This window comes from Paenibacillus sp. BC26, from assembly GCF_900116125.1.
Lineage (GTDB): Bacteria > Bacillota > Bacilli > Paenibacillales > Paenibacillaceae > Paenibacillus_Z > Paenibacillus_Z lignilyticus.
Map to the genome: position 1 here is coordinate 619,287 of NZ_FPAD01000001.1, position 23,141 is coordinate 642,427.

Genomic DNA, 23,141 nt, shown 5'->3' on the forward strand with positions numbered 1-23,141 from the left:
ATGGAAGCGGACTTACTCCAGAAAAATTGACGAAACGGTGGGCTTCGGATGCAAGGGATTGAATTATGCCGGCGATTCTACCATGAAAACGTCCAACCACAGCTAGCAGCATTTACATCGAGAGCCTACTCGGCAGCGCTCATCGGGCCCGGCAGTGAAGTACTCGGTTTCGATACCGAGATGTCGCAGGATCATGATTGGGGTCCGCGAACCATCATCTTTCTTCACGATTCAGATGAGGCATTAGCCGAACGGCTTCGCGCCTATATGAGTAATAAATTGCCGGAAACGTTCTACGGTTATCCGGTTGAAGCGGAAAAGACCGTAATTACGACCTTGCAGCAGTACACGCGGCATTGTCTTGCTCACGACTTTAGCAAGCCGTTGGAATCGATCGATTGGCTGACGTTCTCTTCGCAAACGCTGCTTGAATGGACGAAGGGCGAAGTGTTCCATGACGATCATGGGCGGTTGGCCGAGCTGCGGGAGCAATTACAATTCTACCCGGATGAAGTGTGGTATTATCTGCTGGCTTCCGTATGGCAGCGTATTGGTCAAGAGGAGCATCTGATGCTTCGAGCCGGCTATGCCGGAGACGAGCTCGGTTCGGCCGTTATCGCAACTCGGCTCATCCGAGACGTTATGAACCTCTGTTTCCTAATGGAGCGCCAGTACGCACCGTATCCGAAATGGTTCGGTACCGCGTTTGGGAAGCTGCGATGCGCGGAACAGCTGACGCAGCTCTTATGGAAGGTTCAGACGGCGACCGTGTGGAAAGAGCGGGAGCAGGGGCTGAACGGTATTTACAAGCATCTGGCCCATATGCATAACGAGCTTGGCATTACAGAACCGGTATCGGATGAGGTAACAAGCTTCTTTACGCGTCCGTTCCTTGTCATGAATGGCGGGGATATAGGGGGACTGTTAGCTGAGCGGATTCAAGATGAGAAGCTGCAATGGTTGGTCCGTAACCGGTTGATCGGCAGCTTGGATCTAATCACGGATAATACGGATTTCCGGATGCTGAACACGTGGAAGGACGGAGCGGGCAATAGCGCGCGGTCGATCCTGAAGCAGTTTTACAAGTTCGGGGATGAAAGATAAAGTGGCAGCCATGGACAAGAATAAGTCCATGGCTGCTACTTTTTATGCATCTAAAGCATTACTATCCTCACAGTAATTGTTTCAAGTGAAGGGAAGGCTCGTAAGGAATTAGCGGCTGATCGGTCCGAAGCCGCTGCACGAGATCGGGATTAGCCAGCAATGGCTTGCCAAACGCGGCAAGGTCGATGACACCTGCATGAATCGCATCCGAAGCTGAGCTAGGAGTCAGGCCTCCTACACCGATCAAGGCGCCTCTCCAACGTTTGCGGACTAGCTCGTGCAGCGTTAATCCGCCTGCCACTGGCTTTAAGAATGAATTCGTCGACGGATGGATCACACCTAAACCAGCCTCACGAAAAACGGTGAGATATGCATCCAGCTCCGCTTCCGGCTCCTGCCACCGGTAGCCGGGTTGATCGTCCTTCAGCTCGGAGAAACGAATGATTACGCGATCCATGCCGACAACCTCTCCGACGGCAGAGAGCACTTCCTTCATCAACCGAAGTCGCCCCTCTCTATCCTTGCCATAAGAATCGGTTCGGATATTCGTGACCGGCGAAGCGAATTGGTCGATAATATAGCCATGTGCGCCATGGATTTCTACGCCGTCGAACCCTGCTTCCATCGCATGCTTCGCAGCCTGCTTGTACTGGCGGACAAGCTCTCGAATCTCGTCGATCGTCATGGCCTCCGGCATTGCGAAAGGCTTGCGGAGCTTATGCACGAGTCCTTCCGCCTGCAGGGCTGATGGTGCTTGGGGAGCCATGCCGCCGAGCAAGTCGGGATGGGTCAGCCTGCCGACATGCCAGAGCTGCGCTACAATCGTGCCGCCTTCCTCATGTACCGCTTCCGTTACTTTGCGCCAAGAGTCCGCTTGCTCTTTCGTATATAATCCGGGCACGCCGAAAGTCCCCTTTCCTCGCGGCGATGGCGTGATGCCTTCCGTAATAAGGAGGCCGACCCCGTCCTTCGCTCGGCGCCGATAATAAGCGACGACCTCTTCTCCGACCGTCCCCGTCAAGTCATTTGCGAATCCGCGTGTCATCGGCGCCATCGCGATCCGTGTCCGAAGTTTCCAAGGACCGATGTCCACAGCCTGCAATAATTCTTGATTCTCCATGTATGTTGCACTCCCTTAGTTTAATTGTTTTCTATGTATGAATTCTATATAATAATCCCGATTGATCCCATAGATGTTTCAAGACCTTAAGCAGTATTCTCTTATAAAATCCATTTATTCTATAAACTTCACCTTAAAATTAAAGGAGCCGCCGCCCATGGACGAATTAGACAAACAGATATTGCTGATCCTGCAGGAGCAAGGGCGAATTTCGATGACGGATCTGGGTAAAAGCGTCTCCTTGTCGCAGCCTGCCGTCACGGAGCGGGTGCGCCGCATGGAAGAGAAGGGGATCATCGACCACTATCGCGCTGTAGTTGTCGCTGAGAAAATCAATAAGCCCATTTCCGCTTTCGTACTGTTCTATACCAAAGGATGCGACCGTTTCGTGGAATACTGCCGGGAAATGAGCGATGTTGTCGAGCTGCATCGCATCAGCGGACACCAGTATAACTTTCTTGTAAAACTGGTCACCGAATCGCTTCAATCCTTGGAGGAGGCATTAAACAAACTGGGCGCGTTCGGTGATTCAACGACACTTATCGTATTATCCTCGCCGCTTCTGCAGGAACCGCTGATTCCTTGACGCGAAGCGGCCGCAAATAAAGAAGAGCCTGGCGAGTAATCGCCAGGCTCTTCTTATTCTACCCAATAACAACTTGTTCCACTTCAAGCTCATATCCATCAGGCTTAACGAGCTGGAGCTCGATATGGGATGGTGCCACGACGCGAAGCTGCATCACTTTCGTCTGTTCATCGACCTTCCAGGATACATTGATACTGCCGCTGCCCGGAACCGGGACAGAGCCGCGAGCCCATGTCAGCCCAACCGGCTTCGGTGCAATTTCAACCTTCGTCCAACCCGGTGTCAGCCCGCGTACACCAAGCACTTCGGTACCGAGGAAGTAGACCGGACCTGCAGACCACGCATGACAATGGCTGCGCGTGAGCATTTTGGAGCTGATCGTAATATTGCTGGTCGGGTACACTTCCCATACGGAAGTGGCGCCTTGGTCTACCATGACCCCGTATTGCTCAAGGATGTCGGCAGCCATGTTAGCTTGCATGCCGAGCTTGGCCAGCGCTTCATGGTAGAAGAACGACATGAACGGGCTGCCAATTTGAACGAATGAAGCAGGCGGCTCTACGATATAACGTTTCAGCACGTCCAAGCGTTCTTCCGTTGCGATGTCGCACAAGCAAGCAACCACCTGAGTTTGCATACTGGTTGTAGTCGAGGGACTGCCGTCGACATGAATGCAATCCAGATAAGCATGACGCTCCTCATCCCATAGGACGTTATTGATGGCCTCGCGGATTTGCACAGCCTGCTTGCGGAATTCCGCCCCGGTAAGCGTATCGCCGGCGGTATCGGCGAGCTGGGCAGCATCGCGAAGCGCTTTGACGAGGAACATGTTTTGCGGAGCTACGATGCCATCCCACGGCTGCTCGAAAGCAGCCCAGTCAAGCAAGTTCCAGCCGCGGATGTTCAGCAGGCCGCGCTCATCGACTTTCTCCAGATAATGCTCCAGCGTAAAACGAACATGCGGCCACATCTCGCGCGCGAATGTTTCGTTGCCTGTGTATTGGTAATGCTCGAGGCAAGCCGATACCCAGAATAACGTCCAGTTCGGAATGACGCTGCTCCAGCCGCTCGGCACCTGATCGCCATAGAGCGGAGACTGGAAGGAGGAGCCGGGCACAAGGCGCAAGCAACGCTCCACAATTTCCGCAGAACCAAAGGCATAATAGTTCACCAGCGACGCATTGCGGGCATCCCCAACCCAATAGGTTTGCTCGTAAGCCGGGCAATCCACGAACGTATCCTCCATGCAAAGCCGGGTGGTATCGCGGCTGATCCGCCAAATTTCATTCAGCTTCGCATTGCTGGAATGGAAGGTGCCGACATTGGCGACAGGGAAATTGCTTTGGAGCATTTTGACTTCAACCAGCTTCACCGGACTTGTCGCACCACGTACCGTAACAGCAAGATAACGAAGGCCGCGGCGAACGACGGAGACATAGGATTGTCTGCCGTCCCGGCAAGTGTAGCGGAACGTATTGTCGAGCTCGTAGGTGTACTGACGCCAGCCATCGCGCATATATTCAAAGCCGTAGCCGTCCACGATCGTTCCTTCGGCGGCGTCGATCGTAAACGCAACATAGCCCGTAAGCTCACGTCCGAAATCGATCAGGATTTCGGTATCCAGCTCCGCATGCAGCGGAACATTACCTGCATTTGACCCGGCCAGAACGGCTTGCTGCAGCTGAACCGGAACCGGCTGCGGCAGATCTTCGACACGCCATGCGGTTTGGGAGTAAACGTCGGTGAAATGTACAAGCTGCGACGGAATTGGACGAATCCATTCGGCAAATTCGCTCAGCTGCTCGGCAGAGTCGATTTGCTTCACAGCTTCATAGAGAGGCTGTTCCGGGTTCATCGAAACACTGGGCTGATGGTCAATATGCTCTGCAGAATCGAAGGCTCCGATCTGAGCGAAAGGCACTTTACTGAACTGCGCGTGCCCGGCAATCGGGGAACGAAGCTCAAACGATCCTTTGCAATGAAGACCGAGGTGATAGCCATGTCCATGGGAGCCGCCACTCAGATCAAACAGTAGGAAATGCTCGCCTGCCGGCAATTGCAGCTCAAGGAACATGTTAGGCCGCTCGCCGGCGAAGTCGTCGTCGCAATACCACTTGCCGCCGACTCGAACGCGAAAGGGTACTCTTCCTCCATCCACGGTGCCAATTGTAAATGCAGCCGCTTCGGGAAGCGTGAGCACGGTAGCCATCAGTCCGATAAAAGATATCGGATTCGCGTGATTGACGCTATCCCGAACAAGCATCGTGCGAACATCGAATACCGCGCTCCAAGCAACCGGCTTGACGAACGACAGCTCTTCCACGCGCGCCGGATAAATCGGCTCTTCGGTTAGATAAGGAATCGACCTCGGTACAAGGCTTGTCCATGGTGCCATACCAACGCTGCCGATGACGGTCGCCTGTTCCCAAGCTGCATCGTCATACTTCGACTCTATCCAGGTATCATCCCAGTTTCGCGCGTCGTAACGGTCGGTGAAAGGGAGCTGGCAGGAAATACGAGATGAGGTTGCATCATAAGCGGTGTGAACCGCGGTTGTCCAGGATTCGTCGGAACAAAGTAAGGCCGTACCGTCTAGGTCCTCGACTTGCAGAAGCAAGCCGCCTTTGCCTCTCAAATATTGAAAGGTAGAGATGCCGGAATGCAGCACCAATACCGCGATGGTATTCAAAGCATCACTTTTGAGCAAATGGCCGATTTCATATTCATCATAAGCAAGCTCAAACGGCCAAGAGCGGACCGGTCCGCGGCCAACCTGCGTGCCATTCACATAGAGAACGTAGCGAGAATCCGCCGTTAGTTTCAGCTTTGTTTCGCCGCTGCCTGTTTGCTCGAACGAAAAGGTTTTACGAAAGCAGCGCCATTCATTGCGAGGACTTTCCTCGCCGCTGCCCCAAATCCATGATGCTTGCCACATAATCATTTGCCTCCTCTATCGTCATCATCCCCCTCATTGTAAACGATTACTAGCCGGCTGAAAGGGTTCATTTCGGACATTTATATAGGGCGATTCGGACATGTCCGGAATCAATTGCTGACAGCAGCGACAGTCAAGCAGAGCATGACAGCCAGAATCCCCTTTATCTGGGCAAAAAGACCGATTATACGGCGGAATTCAAGCAAGAATCTAGCAGAAGCGGTTATTTGGCCCAGAGTGGATGGTTAAAGCGCTTACCCGTCTTGGCTGCTATGTTACAATGACAGCAATTGGTAGCAGCTTAGTCGGAGGTGGCCCCGTACAGATGAAGGCAAGTTTCGGAATAAGATGGAATGCGATGAAAGGCAGTCCGGTTCCAAAGGAGCGAGAGCTTGGAAGAGAAGCGCTGGTTGCGCTGATTATCCACGGCTGCTTTCAATTCGGCGCCTCGATGTCGGGGTTGTTTCTGAACTTGTATTTATGGCGGCTCACACATGATTTGGCCGTTAACGGTTTCTATAATATGATCGTGTTCGTGTTCACGCCGGTTGCTTTCGCGCTGGGCGGTTGGATTACGAAACGCAAGGATCGAATGGTCACCTATCGGCTTGGCATCCTTATGATTGCGATTTTCTATTTGCTTGTCGTTATTGCACAGGAGCAGGTTGCGGCGTGGTACGTACTCTTTGCTATTTTTCACGGCTTGGCTTCGGGCTTGTACTGGACCGGTTATCTTGTCCTTATGTACGATGTCTCGACGGAGAACAACCGCGTTCGATTTCTGGCGATTAATATGGTCGTCTTTAATTTGGCGGGCCTCCTCGGACCTGCGCTGGCCGGCTTTATCATTCAATTTAACGAAGGCTTGAGCGGTTATATCATTACGTTCCTGCTCGCATTCATCATGTTTCTCGTAGCTTCGATCATCAGCTTCCGAATTCCGACGATAGCCTCCCATCATCGCGTCTATCATTTGAACTTAATGGGCATCGTCATGCGAAAGAACGCGCAATGGGTGAAAGGCCTGCTGGCGTTTTTTGTACTGGGCTTATTTCAGGGTATCATGCTGTTTCTGCCGAACATTCTGCTCTATCAAACCGTCGGAAGGGAAGATTTCGTCGGCTACTTAGGTGTATGTTTCTCGGCATTAACGGTCGCAACCGGCTATGTCATCTCGCGAAAAGCGAAGAAGGAGCAGGTGCGCAAGCATGTGCTGTATTCCACGAGCGGGATTTTGCTCGGCGCGGCGTTCCTTCTCTATGATGTGTCTGCATGGACGGTCGTCTTCTATATGGTCGCGTTCTCGATTTGCAATCCGCTCGCGGTAAATACGTTAACGTCCTATTATTACAGACTGATTGGGAAGCTGCCGCTTAAGGGACAACTCAAGGTGGAATCGGTTGTCATGCGGGAAGTGTTTCTGAATATGGGCCGAGTGATTTCGATTACGCTGCTGCTCTTTGTTTCGAAAGACTTGGAATCGATTTGGCTTCCTGTCGTCGTCGCAGGGACGGCTGCCATGCAATATGCAATGTTTTGGTTAATGAAGGACTAGACTCCGCATCTATCGAAGAAGTAGGGAGTAGGAAGTTAGGAAGCAGGAGGCACCATCATTTTGAAGGAGGCTGATTATGAGTCGAACCGCAGAGTGGATTAAGGCTGGTCAAGTCCGCGAATTGAAGGAAAAAGGCTCGGCTGTCATTAAAGGCGGTATTGCCGTCTTCGTGCATGAAGAAGGCATCTTCGCTGTCGATAACCGTTGCCCGCATCTCGGATTTCCGCTTCATATGGGGAGCTTGTGCGATGGTATATTAACCTGTCACTGGCATCATGCCCGTTTCGACGTGTGCAGCGGAGGGACGCTCGATCCTTGGGCGGATGATGTTCCTTCATACGAAGTCAGGGTTGAGGAAGAGACCGTATGGGTGAACCCGCAACCGAGGATCGCGAATCATATTCAGAAGTATAAAGATCGCCTCATGGAAGGCTTGGAGCAAAATATTAGCATCGTTATCGCCAAAGCGGTCGTAGGTCTGGTAGAAGCCAATGTGCCGGATGCCGAAATTGCCGGTGTTGGGATCGCCTTCGGGACTCGCAGCGGAAGCGGCTGGAATTCGGGATTGACGATTCTGACGGCCATGGTCCGCGTGATCCCGAGGCTGGACAAGACAGGGCGCATTCTGGCGCTCTATCAGGGCTTGGTGCATGTGGCAAGAGGCAGCTCAGGCCGAGGCATTCATTATTTGCTGGGTGCATTGCCGAGCACTGACGTTTCTTACGAGCGGCTTGCGGGCTGGTATCGGAATTGCATCGAAGTTCGAGATACGCAGGGCGCCGAGAAGCTGGTTATAACCGCGATTGAGAAGGGGATGAGCCCGGAGCAATTGGCCGATATGATGCTGATTGCGGCAACGGATCATTTCTACTTGGACGGCGGGCATGTGTTTGATTTTCACAATAAAGTGTTCGAGGCGCTTGAGCTTGTTGGCGCTGATCAGTCCAAGCAGGTGCTCACCTCGCTGCTGCATATGATGGGGAATCCATCGCGGAGCGAAGAGCAGCATCACTGGCAGGCGCCGATTAATCTTGTGGAGCCGATTCAAGAGGCTGTCAAAGCGTTGGCGGAGGCGAGGACTGCAGGCGCAGATGCGGCTGTGGCTGTCATCGACGAAGAAGCCGTTCTGCAGCAGCTGCTAAGCGAGGAACCGCTTGAAACGATTGCGCTGCTGAGGGACCTGCTCCTGGCAGGCGCAGCACCGGCGCAGCTGGCGCAATTGGTCACGCTTGCCTCTGCCGAGCGTGTTGTCCGCTTCCATACGCAGAACGATCACCGTGACTGGATTGCGGTGCTTCATACGTTCACTTATTCGCATGCGCTGCATGAGCGCTTGCAGCGTTCCGAGGAAGCGCTGCTTGTGCGAGCTATATTCCATGGCGCGATGAGTGTGTACTTGGATCGATTCTTGAACGTGCCGTCGGCGAAACGGCCGAAAGCGGCTCCCGGCGAATCGAATGCGGCGACGAATACGGAAGAGCTGCTACAACTGCTGGATCAGCGGCAGCAGGTAGATCAGGCTGCGAAGTGGGTCTTTAACTACTTGAAGAGCGGCGGCGAGATGGATGCCCTGCTGAATACGCTTGGTCACGCGTTGCTGCGCGAGGATGCGGAATTCCATACGTTCCAGATGGTGGAGGCGGCTTTTGCCGAGTATGAGCGTTGGTGTCTACGGACAGATGAATTTGCGGTAAAGGCGCAAGAAACGATGCTCCTCGCTTGTACAAGGTATCTGGCCGCACATGCGCCGACGGCGCGCGAGCTTCCGCATACGGCACAAATTGCATGGCGTCTGCATAAGGGCGAACGATTGTTTGAAGAGTAAATTTGAGCTTGTTGAGAGGGGATAATTGAAGAATGAATGCAAATTCGAATACGGCATTACTGGTAATTGACGTACAATCGGCGATGTTCGCGGAGTCATACCCTGTATATAACGGTGAGGTTCTGCTGGAACGGATCAACGGATTGTTGGCGAAAGCGCGGGCTGCGGACGTTCCGGTCATCTATGTTCAGCATAATGAAGGGGAAGGCGAAGAGCTGGAAACGGGTTCACCGAACTGGGAAATTCACGCTGCGATTGCTCCGGTTGGAGATGAGCCGCGCATTCAGAAGTATAAGCCGGATTCGTTCCATGAAACGGATCTTCAGCAAGTATTGAAGGAGCGCGGAGTTGGCAAGCTTGTGATCGCGGGCCTCCAGACCGACATGTGCGTGAACGCGACGACGAACAGAGCTTCGGAGCTTGGTTATGAGATCATCGTGGCCGGCGATGCTCACAGTACATGGGGATCCGGCGGTCTCACCGCGGAGGAAATCATAGCAGAACATAACGCGCGTTTTTCCTCTTTTGCCCAAATCAGTCCGGCAGCAGACATCGAGTTCAAATAAAAAAAGGGCGGTCGTCACTTCAGTGAAGTGCCGAACCGCCTTTTATTCCACCATCTGTGCAACCATCCGCGTTCCTTAATCGCTTGCTCTGCATCTGTTTGCACGTCCTCGCCTTCCCCCGAATGAATCAGTAATCCTCGGCGAAGGTTCTGTTCCAATTCCGCCTGCTGGTATTGTCCCAGCTTCTCTATCGTGTACGTGTTAGTGTGTTGTACCATGTTGTTTCCTCCTCTCGTTTATAGTTCAATTATGCGCTCGCTAAAAGGGGATAAAAAGAGTAGAATCTTCGTAAAACACTTCCCCTTTTCACACGGGTACAGGAGGGATGATGGCATGCAAATGGCTGCTGCTGAACGCTACTTGGATCTGTATGGCCGATTCGCTGAAGGGATTGCGGCGACCGGAACACCTGTCGAGGTTTCGCTCGATGAACTTGCGCAAGTGCTGTTCTGCACAACCCGTAACGTGAAGCTTGTACTGCGCAGAATGGAAGAGGAATGCTGGATACGCTGGCTGCCCGGGCGAGGCAGAGGCAATCGCTCGCAGCTGGTATTTCTGCAGGAGCGAGATACGATGCTGCTTGAGCTCGCGCAGCGGATGGCGCAGCGAGGCGAGTATAAGCCTGCGTTCGAGTTGATCCATACGCATGGGAAGGGCTCGCCGGTGAAGGATCGTTTCTCGGAGTGGCTGGAGCTGCATTTTGGCTACCGGACGGAAGTGCTGGATGGCAAACGCAGTGTGGATACGCTGCGGCTTCCCGTGCACACCCCGATCGTGACGCTGGATCCGGGCGATGTGCTGTATGCGTTTGACGCGCATATGATCAAGCAGCTGTTTAATCAGCTCGTTTATTACGATGTGGTGGCTGGACGGGTCGTCCCTGCAATCGCGCATGCATGGGAGTCCAACAAGGAAGCGACGGTGTGGCAATTTCATCTGCGCAAAGGCGTTTACTTTCATCATGGTCATGAAATGACGGCCGATGACGTTATCTTCTCGTTAGAGCGGCTGCGCTCAGGGAAAGCGCATAGCTGGCTTCTCCGATCGGTGCGTAAGATCGAGTCCGTAGGGCTGCGAACCATTCGAATCGAATTGGAGAAGCCAAACCGTATTTTCCACCGATTCATGAGCTCGCCGGCAGCGTCCATTCTGCCACGAGAATTGCTGGAGAGCGACGAGGAGCAGTTCTGGCGCAAGCCATCCGGTACGGGGCCATTCATGGCCGGGGAGTGGAATGAGGATCGGTTCGTGCTTACCGTGAACAAGAATTATTACAATGGCAGAGCGCATTTGGACGGCGTCGTCATTGCGTTCATGCCTCCGGAGCATGGAGATTCTTCGCGCAAATGCTGGGAGAAGCTCATCTGGGATCACGATCTGCAGGATCAGAAGCCGGAAGAGGATTGGGTTACGGTGGAAACGTTGTGCAAAGGCTGCACGATGCTGACTTGGAATTTGGGGAAGGATGGGCCACAGCAATCCGCGTTATTTCGCAAGGCGGTTGATCTGCTGATTGACCGCCATACGATGATTCGAGAGCTTGGCGAAGACCGGATGTATGCGGCTCGCGGTTTCCGTCCCGACGATAACACGCCGCTCAGAAGCATCCGTCACGATTCCGCGCTGGCACGCGCGCTTCTGCGCGAGTCGGGCTATGACGGGACGCCGATTACGCTATACACAACAAGCTTCAATATGCGGGATGCCAGGTGGATTGCGGAACGCTGCGGGGAGCACGGGGTTGTCGTACATATTGAGCAGCATGACAGCAACGAGTTCAAGAGAAGGGACGTAATCAACGAGGCGGACACCATTCTGTACGGCATCTTGTTCGCGCAGGATGAGGTGTGCGAGATTGAGTCCTATGAGCAGCATGGCAGCTTCCTCAAGGAGCATCTGCATCCGGAATTCCGGGCATGGGCGAGGGACAAAATCGATATCGCACTAGCCTCAAAGACATCCGAAGAGCGCCGCCTTATTATGGGCGAGATCGAGGATCGGCTTCGCGAGGAGGGTCATGTGGTGTTCTTGCTGCACAAGAAGACGAACACCTCTTACCATCCGGGGATTAAGGGGATTACGATGTCGTCGCTGGGTTGGATTGATTTTAAGGATGTGTGGGTGCAGAGCGCGTCGGGTTGATAGAGTTGGAGGAGAGGGGGGACCGGCGGCATGAACGAAGATACGATGGTTGAGATCCTTCGTGGTTATGGCATTCAAGAGCCGCAGCTTCAATTCCTTCGGCATAATGAGAATCGGACGTACGAGGTCATTGATTCGGTAACGGGCGAACACTACTTATTTCGTGTGCATCAACCTTTTACCCGTAATTTCGAAGGACTGCAGCAAACGGATAAGGGGTTGTTGACCGAGCTGCAACTCCTTGAAGAGCTGGGACAGCGTACCGAGCTCATAGCGCAAAAGCCTGTCTGCCATAGCTCCGGCAACCTACTGTCTCATTTCGAGCATGAGGGCAAAAGAATCCCTTGTTCGCTGCTGACCTGGGTAGAGGGGACGGTTTTCAGGAAGGAAACCTGTGAATCCGATCCGGACATCGCGAGGGAACTTGGCGCTCATGTAGCATCGCTGCACCGGTTCTTTCGAAGCTATCACCCACGGTTTGATTTCGATAGACGACCTTCGCAAGGGATCGAACGGAATAGCCTGATGATCGCTCAAATTCGGCGCGGCGTAGAACAGGGACTTTTTGGCGAGGACGAGTTTCGTTGTGTGGAGCAAACGATAGGTCTTGTGAACGCGCGTCTCGAGCGCTTAGGTACATTTGAGGAAACGTACGGAATCATCCATGGTGACTTGAACATGAGCAACATCATTTTGACGCCGGAGGGAGAAATTTGTTTCATTGACTTCGGTTTATGCGGGAGCGGCTATTACTTGTTTGATGTGGGGATGGGCGCTCTGGTCGTCCCGCCTGAGCAACGGCCGGATTTCCTAGCTGGGTATTACGGGAACTCCGGCGACGTGCCGGACACGGTAAGGGTGCTGCTGGAAGGTTGGATGCTGATCGCGGTCCTCGGTTATTACGCGTTCCAGATGGAGAACCGAGCCGTCCACCCGTGGATTCGCGAGCGCATGCCCGGATTATGCGCGAATCTGTGCCGGCCTTATTTGTCGGGGGAGCGGGTTATGGAGAGGTTCAAAGTGTGAGGCGGTGGCTTGTACCCTGGTCGAGCGGAAATGTTGCATAAAAGGCAACATTTCTCTCGAGAATGCTGCTCATTTGAGCTAATGTTGCAGAATGTGCAGCATTTGCGATGGAAACATGGCTATACGGCACCTAACTCGCGAAAATGTTGCATTTTCAGCAACATTTTCGCTTGAATACCGCTAACATCGAAACAAATGATGCAGAATGTGCAACATTTGCTTCTGGTAACTCAATCATCCGCATTCCCTCAGATATCTGACCGACACCGAGCAACTTGCACCTACAACGCCATTGGCATGTTATTTATGGTGAGCCGTTGCGCCGCTGAGTTCCGGTGCGAATCGCAATCCAATCCAATCGCAGCGTAACAGTACTGCCTGATTAGATAGAACGATAAAGGTCATCAAGCTCCGGCAGCAGCGTTACGCTCTCCTGCTCATTCGGATCGGTGCGGGCGATGACCGCCGTGCAAACTTCCGAGTCCGAACGGTTATAAGGCAGATGCGGCACGCCTGCCGGAATGTACATGAAATCCCCTGCCTCGACTTCCATATGCTGCTCCAGCCTATCTCCATACCACATCCCGGCCCGGCCCGATAGCACATAAATCGAAGATTCATGATGCTCATGCAGATGCGCTTTGGCACGGCCGCCCGGAGGGATGGTTAGCAGATGCATGCAGAGCCCGGTCGAGCCGACACTCTCGGCCGAAATCGCCTCTTGATAGTCCAACCCTTGTTTCCCTTGATAGCTTCCCTTCGTACGAATACGCATGCAAGTCCGGTTATCTCCCACCTTCGGTCACCCTTTCTTCCTCGATCACAAAACTCATCGGCAGTCCACCTCTTCTTTAACGATAATAGGCGTTCTTCTGAGATATGCCTGGATGTCGGTTGGAATCAGAGTAGTGAGTTCGTGATGATTTGTGCAGGAGAGTAATGCGAGTGTAGAAGGGGGTGAAGGTTGGTTTAGGGAGCTGCCTGCACAAAGGCCGTTAGGCATCATGCTCAGACAGCTCATCGAGAGTCTTATTGAAGCTTGGCGCCATATAAGTCAGGAACCAAGAGACCTCTTGCATGTTCAGATCAGCGAGCTTCTGCTCGGTCTGTCCTTTCGCGACGGCGAACTCGCGATTACCGGAGGACAGCTCGGAGAGGCACTTCATGTAGGCATCCAGCAGATCCGCGGCTTTCACCATCTTGAGCAGTGCCTTATCCTCATCGTCATGTGCCGCTCCGATGACGAGCGGTTCATAGGCAGCCTGCAGCGGCTCCGGCACCATGCCGAGCAGCCGCTCGGCGGCAAGCGCCTCGATCTCGCGGAAGTTCGCGAGCATCTTCGGGTTGTGATGCTTCACCGGCGTCGGGATATCGCCGGTGAACACTTCGGTGGCGTCGTGGAACAACGCCATCGTAACAGCGCGGTCGGCATTCAGCGAGCGGCCGAACAGCTGATTGCCGATCTCGCAAAGCATATGCGAGAGAAGCGCTACATGATAGGAATGTTCGGCAACATTTTCACGGGTGGTATTGCGCATGAGGCTCCATCTCTCGATATAACGGAGTCGGTACATATACGCGATAAACGGACTGTCCATAATGGCAGGATGCTCCTTCTACTCTAGAAATAGGAGACCATATGAGGCTTCGAAAGCGGTATGCCCGCTCGATTAGGATATGGTATGATATAGATTGATTATATAAGGAAAGACGATTAACGAATAGAGAGAGGAGCCATTTAGGCCTTATGCAGCATTTTGAACAGAGCGTGTATAACCTTATTGTTGAAACTTCTACGAATCTGCCGGGAGACGTCCGGAAAGTGATTCAAGCCGCACAAGAAGCGGAGGACCGCGCAACGCGCGCCGGACTGTCGCTCTCCACGATTGCAACGAACATTGAGATGGCGGAGTGCAATGTCTCCCCGATCTGTCAGGATACAGGCATGCCGACCTTTGTCGTTCATACGCCGGTTGGCGCCAACCAAATTATTATGAAGCAGCAGATTCGCAGTGCCATCGCACGCGCAACCAAAGACGGCAAGCTGCGCACGAACTCCGTAGATTCGCTCACCGGCTCCAACACTGGTGACAACCTCGGACCGGGTACGCCGGTTATCCACTTCGAGCAATGGGAGAAAGACGATATCGATGTGCGTCTGATTCTCAAAGGCGGCGGCTGTGAGAACAAGAACATTCAGTACAGCCTTCCGATGGAGATTCCGGGTCTGGGCAAAGCCGGCCGCGATCTCGACGGTATCCGCAAATGTATCATGCATTCGATCTATCAAGCCCAAGGTCAAGGCTGCAGCGCGGGTTTCATCGGCGTTGGCATCGGCGGCGACCGGACGACAGGCTATGAATTAGCGAAACAGCAATTATTCCGTCATACCGACGATACGAATACGATTCCTGAGCTTGCTCAACTTGAAGAGTATGTAATGGAGAATGCCAACAAGCTTGGCATCGGAACAATGGGCTTCGGCGGCCAAGTGACCTTGCTCGGCTGTAAAGTCGGCGTCATGAACCGTTTGCCTGCGAGCTATTTCGTTTCCGTTGCGTACAACTGCTGGGCTTATCGCCGTCAAGGCGTATTGCTCTCTGCGGACAGCGGCGAGATCAAATCCTGGATTTATCCGAACGGCTCCGATACACCGATGAAATCGCAGGCGGCTGATGAAGCGGCTGAGGCGGTAACGGAGAACGCGGCACGCCGCGAAGTGGTGCTGAACACGCCGCTTTCCGAAGAAGATGTACGCAGCTTGCAAGTTGGCGACATCGTCATTATTAATGGAGAAATGCACACGGGCCGTGACGCGATTCACCACCATCTGATGGATCATGACGCGCCGATCGATTTGAATGGCTCCGTTATTTACCACTGCGGACCTGTCATGCTGAAGGATGAGAACGGTTGGCATGTGAAAGCAGCCGGACCGACGACAAGTATTCGCGAGGAGCCTTACCAAGGCGATATCATTAAGAAATTCGGCATTCGTGCTGTAATCGGCAAAGGCGGAATGGGACCGAAGACGCTCGCTGCGCTGCAGGAGCACGGTGCGGTTTATCTGAATGCCATCGGCGGTGCGGCACAGTACTACGCGGAATGCTTCAAGAATGTAAACGGCGTCGACTTTATGGAATTCGGCATTCCGGAGGCGATGTGGCATCTGAAGACAGAGGGCTTCGCGGCTGTCGTAACGATGGATTCCCACGGCAACAGCCTGCATGCGGATGTAGACAAGGACTCCTTTGCTAAGCTTGCCCAATTTAAAGAGCCTGTATTTAAATAATTACCAAAGTAGACAATAGAATGAGGGATGCGGTACGCGCAGCTTCGGACTGGCCTTCAATCGAAGGTATGAGCAATGGATGTTTCTTATTATCCCCGGATCACTTATCCTGGGATTCTTTTTTTCTGCGCACCTGCACAAGTATGTGCAAGCTGTACCTTACTGCTTCGCCTTCGTTACGCTAACGATGGCGATCGGTTGCGGTCTGCAGCAGCTGCGAGCGGTATTGAACCGGCCTGGCGTTATGATTTGGACGTTCCTGCTGGCGCATATCATCTCGCCGTTAGTGGCGTACGCGCTGGGTTATATGCTGTTCGGACCCGATTCTCCTTACGTCGTGGGACTAGTCTTATTCACGATTATACCGCTTGGGATATCAACCGTGCTGTGGGTTGGGATGTCGGCCGGAAGCGTCCCGCTCATGCTGGCTATGGTCGTCATTGATTCAGCGCTCAGTCCGATCGTGGTGCCAACCGGGATTCATCTGCTGTTTCGCACCGACGTCGAAACCAATACGGCGGCTATGATGGGCGATCTGCTCCTCCTGATTGTGGCGCCTACGATCATCGGCGTTGCGTTGCATGAATGGTCCAAAGGACGCATTCAGAAAGCCGTTCAGCCTTATGCTCCGCCTTTGTCCAAGCTGTGCTTCACGGCAGTCGTCATGCTGAACGCAGCGGCGATTGCTCCTTCCACAGAAGCGCTTCGCGGCGATCTGCTGAAGGTAGTGCCGGCAGCCTTAGTTATGGTGGGGCTCTGTTATGCGATCGGCTATTTCGGTACCATGCATTACCGCAGCCGCGAGGTGCAGGTTACCGTGTCCTATGCGACCGGTATGCGGAACATCTCGCTTGGTGTAGTGCTTGCAATGGGCTATTTTAGCCCGCTGGCCGCCGTCCCGGTCGTGCTGTCGATTCTGATTCAACAGCCGCTTGCCACGCTGCACCATTATGTTTTACAAAAACTTAACAAACGCAGTGCTGGCGCAGGCGGCTGAGAACAAGGTACGATGGATGGTGCATGGAGCAACCCCGGCATGGAGGTAGGATGAGATGAGCAGCTTTCGCGTGCGGCTGACGATGATTCTGATCGGTATGATCGGACTTGCCGTTCTGGCAGCCGGTTTATTTATGGGCAAGACGTATAAGGAAAATCATCTGGATGCGCTGCAAGACAATATGGTGCGTGAAATGAAGATTATCCTCGATCAAATGGATTGGCGCAGCGGAGAGCCGGCGTCGGTCTACAGCTACTTCACCGGCAACGCCAAGCGGCTGAAGGAGATCACGGATACTCGGATCACCTTCATTCGCGGCGATGGCGTCGTGCTTGGCGATTCCGATCATGATCCGCAGACGATGGACAACCATCTGCAGCGAGAAGAAGTGATTGAAGCCAAGAAGGACGGCGTAGGGCGAACAACGCGTTACAGCGATACCATTAATGAAAATTTGCTTTACGTTGCGATGCTTGTTCATCCGAATGACCCGAATTCGGATATTATCCGTATGGCGCTTAGCTTGCAAAAGGTCGATGAGAGCGTACAGCGCATTTGGATCACCCTTGTGCTGGGACTGCTCATTCTGTTTATCGCGGCTGCGTTGATCAGTTACCGGGTGGCGCTTGGTTTAACGCGCCCGCTTGAACAAATTACGCGTGTCGCGAAGCGGATCAAGAGCTTGGATTATCGAGCGCGCGTTCATGTGAAGCGCAACGACGAAATCGGCGAGCTCGGCCTTGCCATCAATGCGATGGCGGACTCGCTTCAAGTACAGATGACGCGCATTCATCAGAACGAAAGCCAATTGGCCAGCGTCCTGGACAACATGATCAGCGGCGTTGTCATGATCGATGCGAGCGGTCATATCGTGCTGTTGAATCGGCGGGCAGAGGAAGTGCTCGGCTTCTCGGTGCGCGAGCTGGTGGGCCATCATTTCACGGTTGCCAAGCAGCAATATGAGCTGTCGCAAATTATTCAAGAGGGCATCGAGCGCAAAGAGCATTTGCGCGAAGAGGTCACCTTCTATTATCCGGAGGAGCGGCTGCTGGATCTTAACCTGGTTCCGATCTTCGAGGATGATGACTCCTTCGGCGGCGTCCTGCTTGTCCTTCAAGACGTGACGGCGATTCGCAGGCTGGAGCGGATGCGCAGCGAGTTCGTTGCCAACGTATCGCATGAGCTGAAAACACCGATTACCGCCGTAAAAGGGTTCGCGGAGACGCTGCTTGGCGGAGCTGTGGATGATCCGGAGACGGCACGTTCCTTCTTGCAAATCATTTACGATGAGAGCGACCGCTTGAACCGGCTTATCGGCGACATCTTGGAATTGTCCAAGATCGAGTCACGCCGCGTGCCGCTGCAATTCTCGCCAATCGAGCTGGCGTCCTTCGTGGAGAAGACGGTAGAGCTGATGCGCGCGGAAGGGTTGCAGAAGCAAATTCGGTTATCCTATAAAGCAGACCGCGATGTGTACGTCGAGGCGGATGAAGACCGCTTGCGCCAAATCATCATGAACTTGCTCTCGAACGGAATTAACTACACGCCTGAAGGCGGAAGTGTTTCCATCGTCGTGGAGCCGGTTGGCGGGGAAAATTACGAATCCGTACGTATTCACATATCGGACACGGGTATCGGCATTCCGAAGAAAGATCTGCCGAGAATTTTCGAGCGTTTCTACAGAGTGGACAAGGCCAGATCCCGCAGTTCAGGCGGAACCGGGCTGGGCTTGTCGATCGTGAAGCATCTCGTTGAACTACACAAAGGAACGATCTCCGTAGAGAGCCGAGTGGGCAGCGGCTCCACGTTTACGATTGAGCTGCCGGTCCTTCAATAGCAGCGAACCAGTAATTGGGGTTTCCCCTTCCTCTGAACAATGCTATCATGGGTATGAAAGTAGAACGAGTTACCATGCCGATCACGAGCAGCGGCATGCGTGGAAGCCAGGGGGTCAACATGTCACAGAAAGTGTTGGTCATTGAGGATGAGCCGACGTTAGCCAGATTACTCTCGTATAACCTTTCTCAAGAAGGTTATGACACGACTGTCATTGATCATGGTGCGGAAGGCTTGCAGGTTGCTTTGCAGCGCGCATTTGATCTTATCATTCTAGATATTATGCTGCCGGGCATGAACGGTTTCGAGATCTTATCTCGCTTGCGTCAGAGTGGCAACCGCACGCCGGTTATCGTACTGACAGCCCGCAATGCGGAAGAAGAAGTAGTGCAAGGCCTGAAGCGAGGCGCCGATGACTATATGACCAAGCCATTTGGCGTGGCCGAGCTTCTTGCGCGCGTATCTGCGGTACTTCGCAGAACCGGCCAAGATGACGGCAAGCTGACGGAGTCCACGGACAAAGTCATTACGGCCGGCGATTTATCGATTTATCCGGAACGGTATGAGGTTATCCTTAATGGGGAAACCGTGCCGCTTCGTCCGAAGGAATTCGAAGTGCTGCTCTATCTAGTTCAACGCCCGGGCGTTGTCGTTACCCGCGATGATCTTATGAATGTCGTATGGGGCTTCGACTATTTCGGCGGACAGCGAACGGTAGATGTACATGTCAGCTCCTTGCGTAAGAAATTAGAGCTGGGTCAGCAATCGGTCGAAATTGAATCCATTCGCGGCGTAGGCTATAAACTGGTTATGCCGAAGAAGCTAGGTTCACCTAAATAAGGTGAACTTTTTTTTTGCCGCAAATTCCGAAGCAAATAATGGTAAAATCACTTTAGAAACTAATGGAGGTGTTTTTTCGAATGGTTGCTTACGGTTGGTGCAGAGGGATCGAGGACGCAGAGCTTCTTCACAAATACGGGTTTGATTACATCGAGTGTCCTCTGTCCGCCCTGCAGCTGGAGAATGAGGTTTTGCATCAAGAATTGCTGCGTGCTTACTTGGACAGCCCGCTGCCTGTCTACGCGTTTAACGTATTTTTCCCCGGCGACATCAAAGTGGTCGGTCCCGATGTAGATCCGGAGCGTATCCGGCGATATCTGTACCGTGCTGCAAGAGCGATGAATCAGATCGGTTCGAAAATTTCCGTGCTTGGAAGCGGCAGAGCGCGCGACATACCGGATGGATGGGAACGCAATCGGGCGGAGGACCAGCTGCTCCACTTACTTAGCTGGATTTCGGAGGAATTTAAGGGAAGCGGCGTAACGCTGGCTATTGAACCGCTGAACAAGAAAGAAACCAATCTGATTGGCTCTGTCGCCGAGGCTGTACATTTTGCGAAACAAATCAATCATCCTGCCATTCGGGTGCTGGCTGATTTCTATCACATGGATGAGGAAAGCGAAGCGCTGGACACATTGACTGTACATAAAGACTGGCTTGCGCATATCCACATCGCAGATACAGGCAGGTTGTCACCGGGAACCGGGCAATATCCATATGCGGAGTTTGCCGCGCAGCTGACTGCAGCAGGCTACAAAGGCGGAATTTCCGCGGAATGCAGCCTTCAACGACTGGACGAGGAATTACCGGCTAGTCTGACATTCATGAAACAAGCCTTTCAGCGGATAGGTTAATTCACCGCCGTTCACTGTAAGGCTAAGCTCGGTTCCACTCCAGCATTTTCTTCTGGAATTGCTTCGGTGAGCAATCATTATATTTCTTGAACATTTTGTAGAAATGGGCCATATTCGGCATGCCGATCCGGTCGCCGACCTCGGAGACGCTGAGATCCTTCGTGAGCAGAATACGCTCGGCCCATTTGATCTTGCGATAATTCACATACTCCGTGAAGGACATCCCGATCGCTTTCTTGAAGAATTTGACGAAGTAGTAATAGCTCATATTGGCGAGCTTCGATACTTCTTCTACTTGGATGCGGTCGGTCAGATGTTCCTCTACGTAGTCGATTACCCCTCGGAGACGAGCCCGGTCAAAGTCATCATGATCAGCAAGCACTTTCCTGGAATCTCCCCGAATGAGCAGAAGGAGCAGCTTCTTTATGTACATGCTGACCGCGAGCTCATACCCGCTTTGCTTCGTCGTGACTTCCTGCAGAACGCCGCGGATACATTCCGACGCTTCTGCTCGTGCCGATTCATTCTCTTGGAAAATATAATTCGCCCGGCTGAGCGGGTTCTTCGTCTCGGAGAAGAATCGCATATAAGGCATGGAGCTTTGGTCAATAAATTGCTCCAAATCAAATTGCAAGACGATATAGTTCAGCGGGCTGCTCATGCTGCGATCGCGATGAAGCTGCCTTGCGCCGATCAATGCGATGTCGCCCGTTTGTAGTTTTATGCACTCATCTTCTATATTTACGTCAAGCTCGCCGGTGATTACAAGCAGCAATTCGATTTCGCGATGATAATGCCAATTGATAAACAGATCGTTATTCCGCAGGGATTGAAACACTTTTATGGAGAGCAGCGGGTTCTCGTAAACGACCTTTTCATTGTAAAATTCCACGGTACCATCCCTTCGATAACAAAATCACATAAAACCATACCTATATAGCGCCTATATTTTTGTGGACATGTTCGTCTATACTGTAGTCAGTTGTGTCTCTCTATCTAGCTGACACGCATACTACAAATTATATCATTTCGAGGCTCATGGAGGTAGAAATTTAAAATGTCAAAAGTACGTGTAGGCATTATTGGCTGCGGCGGTATCGCCAACGGTAAACATCTCCCAAGTTTGGCCCAAGTCAAAGACGCTGAAATCGTTGCTTTCTGCGATATCATTGTTGAGAAGGCTGAACAAGCAAAAGCGAAATACGGCACTGAAGAGGCAAAAGTATATTCTGACTATAAACTACTGCTTCAAGACGCGTCGATCGACGTGATTCACGTTTGTACGCCTAACGATTCCCATGCGGTTATCTCCATCGACGCATTGGAAGCCGGCAAACACGTGCTTTGCGAGAAGCCAATGGCTAAAACAGCTGCTGACGCTCGCAAAATGCTTGAAGTTGCACAACGTACCGGCAAAAAACTCAGCATCGGTTACAACAACCGTTACCGTGCAGACAGCCGTTACCTGAAAGAAGCTTGCGATGCAGGCGAGCTTGGCGAAATTTACTTCGCTAAAGCACATGCGATCCGTCGTCGCGCTGTTCCGACATGGGGCGTATTCTTGGACGAAGAGAAACAAGGCGGCGGACCGCTTATCGATATCGGTACTCACGCTCTTGACCTTGTATTGTGGATGATGGACAACTACAAGCCGAAAGTCGTTCTTGGCCGCGCTTACCACAAGCTGTCCCAAAACGAGAACGCTGCGAATGCTTGGGGCCCATGGGATCCAAAACAATTCACAGTTGAAGATTCCGCTTTCGCTATGATCACAATGGAGAACGGTGCAACTGTTATCCTTGAATCCAGCTGGGCGCTTAACTCGCTTGAAGTCGATGAGGCTAAAGTATCCCTCAGCGGTACTAAAGCAGGCGCTGACATGAAAGACGGTCTTCGTTTCAATGGCGAGCACAACAGCCGCCTATATGTAAACAAAGTTGAACTGAACAGCGGCGGCGTTGCTTTCTATGAAGGCGCGAGCGAAACTGCAGAAGTTCTTGAAGCAAGCATGTGGATCGATGCCGTTAAAAACGACAAAGAAACTTTCGTTAAACCAGAGCAAGCGCTTGTGGTTTCCGAAATTCTTGAAGCGATCTACGAGTCTTCCCGTACGGGCAAGGCTGTATACTTCGAGTAAAACATTCATTGAAGCCGGGGATGGCCTTGTCATCTTCGGCTTTTTTGCAATAATTAACGATGTTAGCTATATTTTCGAATTCGACAAAATATGTCAAAGTTCAACGTTATTCGCTCTGTACAGTTTTGGGAAAAAATCTATAATGAGAGTTAAACTAATCTTCAGGAAAATTTTACAACTTAATACCTATGATAAAGGCAAACCATAGGAAACTATGGGACGCAAAGCCGTGGCCTAAGGGATCACTCACCGTGATGCTAAGGTAGACAAGGTTGCCGAGTAGATGGAATCCATCCTATTCGGGTGGTTTTTTTATTGCCATTTTA

At 52.5% G+C, this 23,141-nt stretch carries 19 protein-coding genes and 1 riboswitch; of the genes, 13 read left to right on the forward strand and 6 right to left on the reverse strand.

Annotation, left to right across the window (positions count from 1 at the left end):
• The first annotated feature begins 48 nt into the window (after positions 1–48).
• On the forward strand, positions 49–1,104 hold the full coding sequence (locus tag BM412_RS02605; RefSeq protein ID WP_091213566.1) for a DUF4037 domain-containing protein: 1,056 nt from the start codon (positions 49–51) through the stop codon (positions 1,102–1,104).
• A gap of 67 nt (positions 1,105–1,171) precedes the next feature.
• Here BM412_RS02605 and BM412_RS02610 read toward each other — a convergent pair whose 3' ends face one another.
• Positions 1,172–2,224 (reverse strand): oxidoreductase, encoded by a 1,053-nt coding sequence (locus BM412_RS02610; protein ID WP_091213569.1) that lies wholly within the window; start codon positions 2,222–2,224, stop codon positions 1,172–1,174.
• A gap of 157 nt (positions 2,225–2,381) precedes the next feature.
• Between BM412_RS02610 and BM412_RS02615 the strand changes: the two genes are divergently transcribed.
• Complete coding sequence (locus BM412_RS02615; protein WP_091213573.1) at positions 2,382–2,810, forward strand: Lrp/AsnC family transcriptional regulator; 429 nt, start codon at positions 2,382–2,384, stop codon at positions 2,808–2,810.
• A gap of 58 nt (positions 2,811–2,868) precedes the next feature.
• On the opposite strand, the gene BM412_RS02620 is transcribed toward BM412_RS02615, so the two are convergent.
• A complete protein-coding gene (locus BM412_RS02620) occupies positions 2,869–5,745 on the reverse strand; it encodes a family 78 glycoside hydrolase catalytic domain (protein ID WP_256256087.1) in 2,877 nt (958 codons plus the stop codon).
• Between the two features lie 325 nt (positions 5,746–6,070).
• Between BM412_RS02620 and BM412_RS02625 the strand changes: the two genes are divergently transcribed.
• The 3 genes from BM412_RS02625 (at position 6,071) to BM412_RS02635 (ending at position 9,691) form a co-directional block, all read left to right on the forward strand.
• Positions 6,071–7,300, forward strand: a complete 1,230-nt coding sequence (locus BM412_RS02625) for an MFS transporter (RefSeq protein WP_091213578.1) — start codon at positions 6,071–6,073, stop codon at positions 7,298–7,300.
• Positions 7,301–7,376: 76 nt separating this feature from the next.
• On the forward strand, positions 7,377–9,125 hold the full coding sequence (locus tag BM412_RS02630; RefSeq protein ID WP_091213580.1) for a Rieske (2Fe-2S) protein: 1,749 nt from the start codon (positions 7,377–7,379) through the stop codon (positions 9,123–9,125).
• 32 nt (positions 9,126–9,157) lie between these two features.
• On the forward strand, positions 9,158–9,691 hold the full coding sequence (locus BM412_RS02635) for a cysteine hydrolase family protein (RefSeq protein ID WP_091213582.1): 534 nt from the start codon (positions 9,158–9,160) through the stop codon (positions 9,689–9,691).
• Between the two features lie 14 nt (positions 9,692–9,705).
• Here BM412_RS02635 and BM412_RS02640 read toward each other — a convergent pair whose 3' ends face one another.
• Positions 9,706–9,909: a hypothetical protein gene (locus BM412_RS02640; protein ID WP_091213585.1), complete on the reverse strand. Its 204-nt coding sequence runs from the start codon at positions 9,907–9,909 to the stop codon at positions 9,706–9,708.
• A 115-nt stretch (positions 9,910–10,024) separates the two neighbouring features.
• Between BM412_RS02640 and BM412_RS02645 the strand changes: the two genes are divergently transcribed.
• Together BM412_RS02645 and BM412_RS02650 are read left to right on the forward strand one after the other, a co-directional pair.
• Positions 10,025–11,833, forward strand: a complete 1,809-nt coding sequence (locus tag BM412_RS02645) for an ABC transporter substrate-binding protein (RefSeq protein ID WP_177245622.1) — start codon at positions 10,025–10,027, stop codon at positions 11,831–11,833.
• A gap of 30 nt (positions 11,834–11,863) precedes the next feature.
• Positions 11,864–12,859, forward strand: coding sequence for a phosphotransferase enzyme family protein (locus BM412_RS02650; protein WP_091213589.1), 996 nt, complete (start codon positions 11,864–11,866; stop codon positions 12,857–12,859).
• 382 nt (positions 12,860–13,241) lie between these two features.
• On the opposite strand, the gene BM412_RS02655 is transcribed toward BM412_RS02650, so the two are convergent.
• Together BM412_RS02655 and yfbR are read right to left on the reverse strand one after the other, a co-directional pair.
• The gene (locus BM412_RS02655) at positions 13,242–13,634 is read right to left on the reverse strand and encodes a cupin domain-containing protein (RefSeq protein ID WP_091213591.1); all 393 of its coding nucleotides are present in this window, start codon (positions 13,632–13,634) and stop codon (positions 13,242–13,244) included.
• Positions 13,635–13,854: 220 nt separating this feature from the next.
• Positions 13,855–14,457, reverse strand: a complete 603-nt coding sequence (gene yfbR / locus BM412_RS02660) for a 5'-deoxynucleotidase (protein ID WP_091213593.1) — start codon at positions 14,455–14,457, stop codon at positions 13,855–13,857.
• Positions 14,458–14,606: 149 nt separating this feature from the next.
• Here yfbR and BM412_RS02665 point away from each other — a divergent pair, with 149 nt between their 5' ends.
• The 5 genes from BM412_RS02665 to BM412_RS02685 all read left to right on the forward strand — a co-directional run bounded on the left by BM412_RS02665 (position 14,607) and on the right by BM412_RS02685 (position 20,678).
• Entirely contained in the window at positions 14,607–16,151 is a 1,545-nt protein-coding gene (locus BM412_RS02665) for a fumarate hydratase (RefSeq protein ID WP_091213596.1), read from the forward strand.
• A gap of 79 nt (positions 16,152–16,230) precedes the next feature.
• On the forward strand, positions 16,231–17,148 hold the full coding sequence (locus BM412_RS02670) for a bile acid:sodium symporter family protein (RefSeq protein ID WP_091213599.1): 918 nt from the start codon (positions 16,231–16,233) through the stop codon (positions 17,146–17,148).
• Between the two features lie 55 nt (positions 17,149–17,203).
• Positions 17,204–18,985 carry a two-component system histidine kinase PnpS gene (gene pnpS / locus BM412_RS02675; RefSeq protein ID WP_091213602.1) on the forward strand — a complete coding sequence of 594 codons (1,782 nt, stop codon included), beginning with the start codon at positions 17,204–17,206 and terminating at the stop codon, positions 18,983–18,985.
• A 119-nt stretch (positions 18,986–19,104) separates the two neighbouring features.
• On the forward strand, positions 19,105–19,824 hold the full coding sequence (locus BM412_RS02680) for a response regulator transcription factor (protein WP_091213605.1): 720 nt from the start codon (positions 19,105–19,107) through the stop codon (positions 19,822–19,824).
• A gap of 62 nt (positions 19,825–19,886) precedes the next feature.
• Positions 19,887–20,678: a sugar phosphate isomerase/epimerase family protein gene (locus BM412_RS02685; protein ID WP_091213607.1), complete on the forward strand. Its 792-nt coding sequence runs from the start codon at positions 19,887–19,889 to the stop codon at positions 20,676–20,678.
• A 22-nt stretch (positions 20,679–20,700) separates the two neighbouring features.
• On the opposite strand, the gene BM412_RS02690 is transcribed toward BM412_RS02685, so the two are convergent.
• Positions 20,701–21,570 carry an AraC family transcriptional regulator gene (locus tag BM412_RS02690; RefSeq protein WP_091213610.1) on the reverse strand — a complete coding sequence of 290 codons (870 nt, stop codon included), beginning with the start codon at positions 21,568–21,570 and terminating at the stop codon, positions 20,701–20,703.
• Between the two features lie 165 nt (positions 21,571–21,735).
• Between BM412_RS02690 and BM412_RS02695 the strand changes: the two genes are divergently transcribed.
• On the forward strand, positions 21,736–22,815 hold the full coding sequence (locus BM412_RS02695) for a Gfo/Idh/MocA family protein (protein ID WP_091213613.1): 1,080 nt from the start codon (positions 21,736–21,738) through the stop codon (positions 22,813–22,815).
• A 186-nt stretch (positions 22,816–23,001) separates the two neighbouring features.
• Positions 23,002–23,095: riboswitch (cyclic di-GMP riboswitch) on the forward strand.
• Positions 23,096–23,141: the final 46 nt, after the last annotated feature.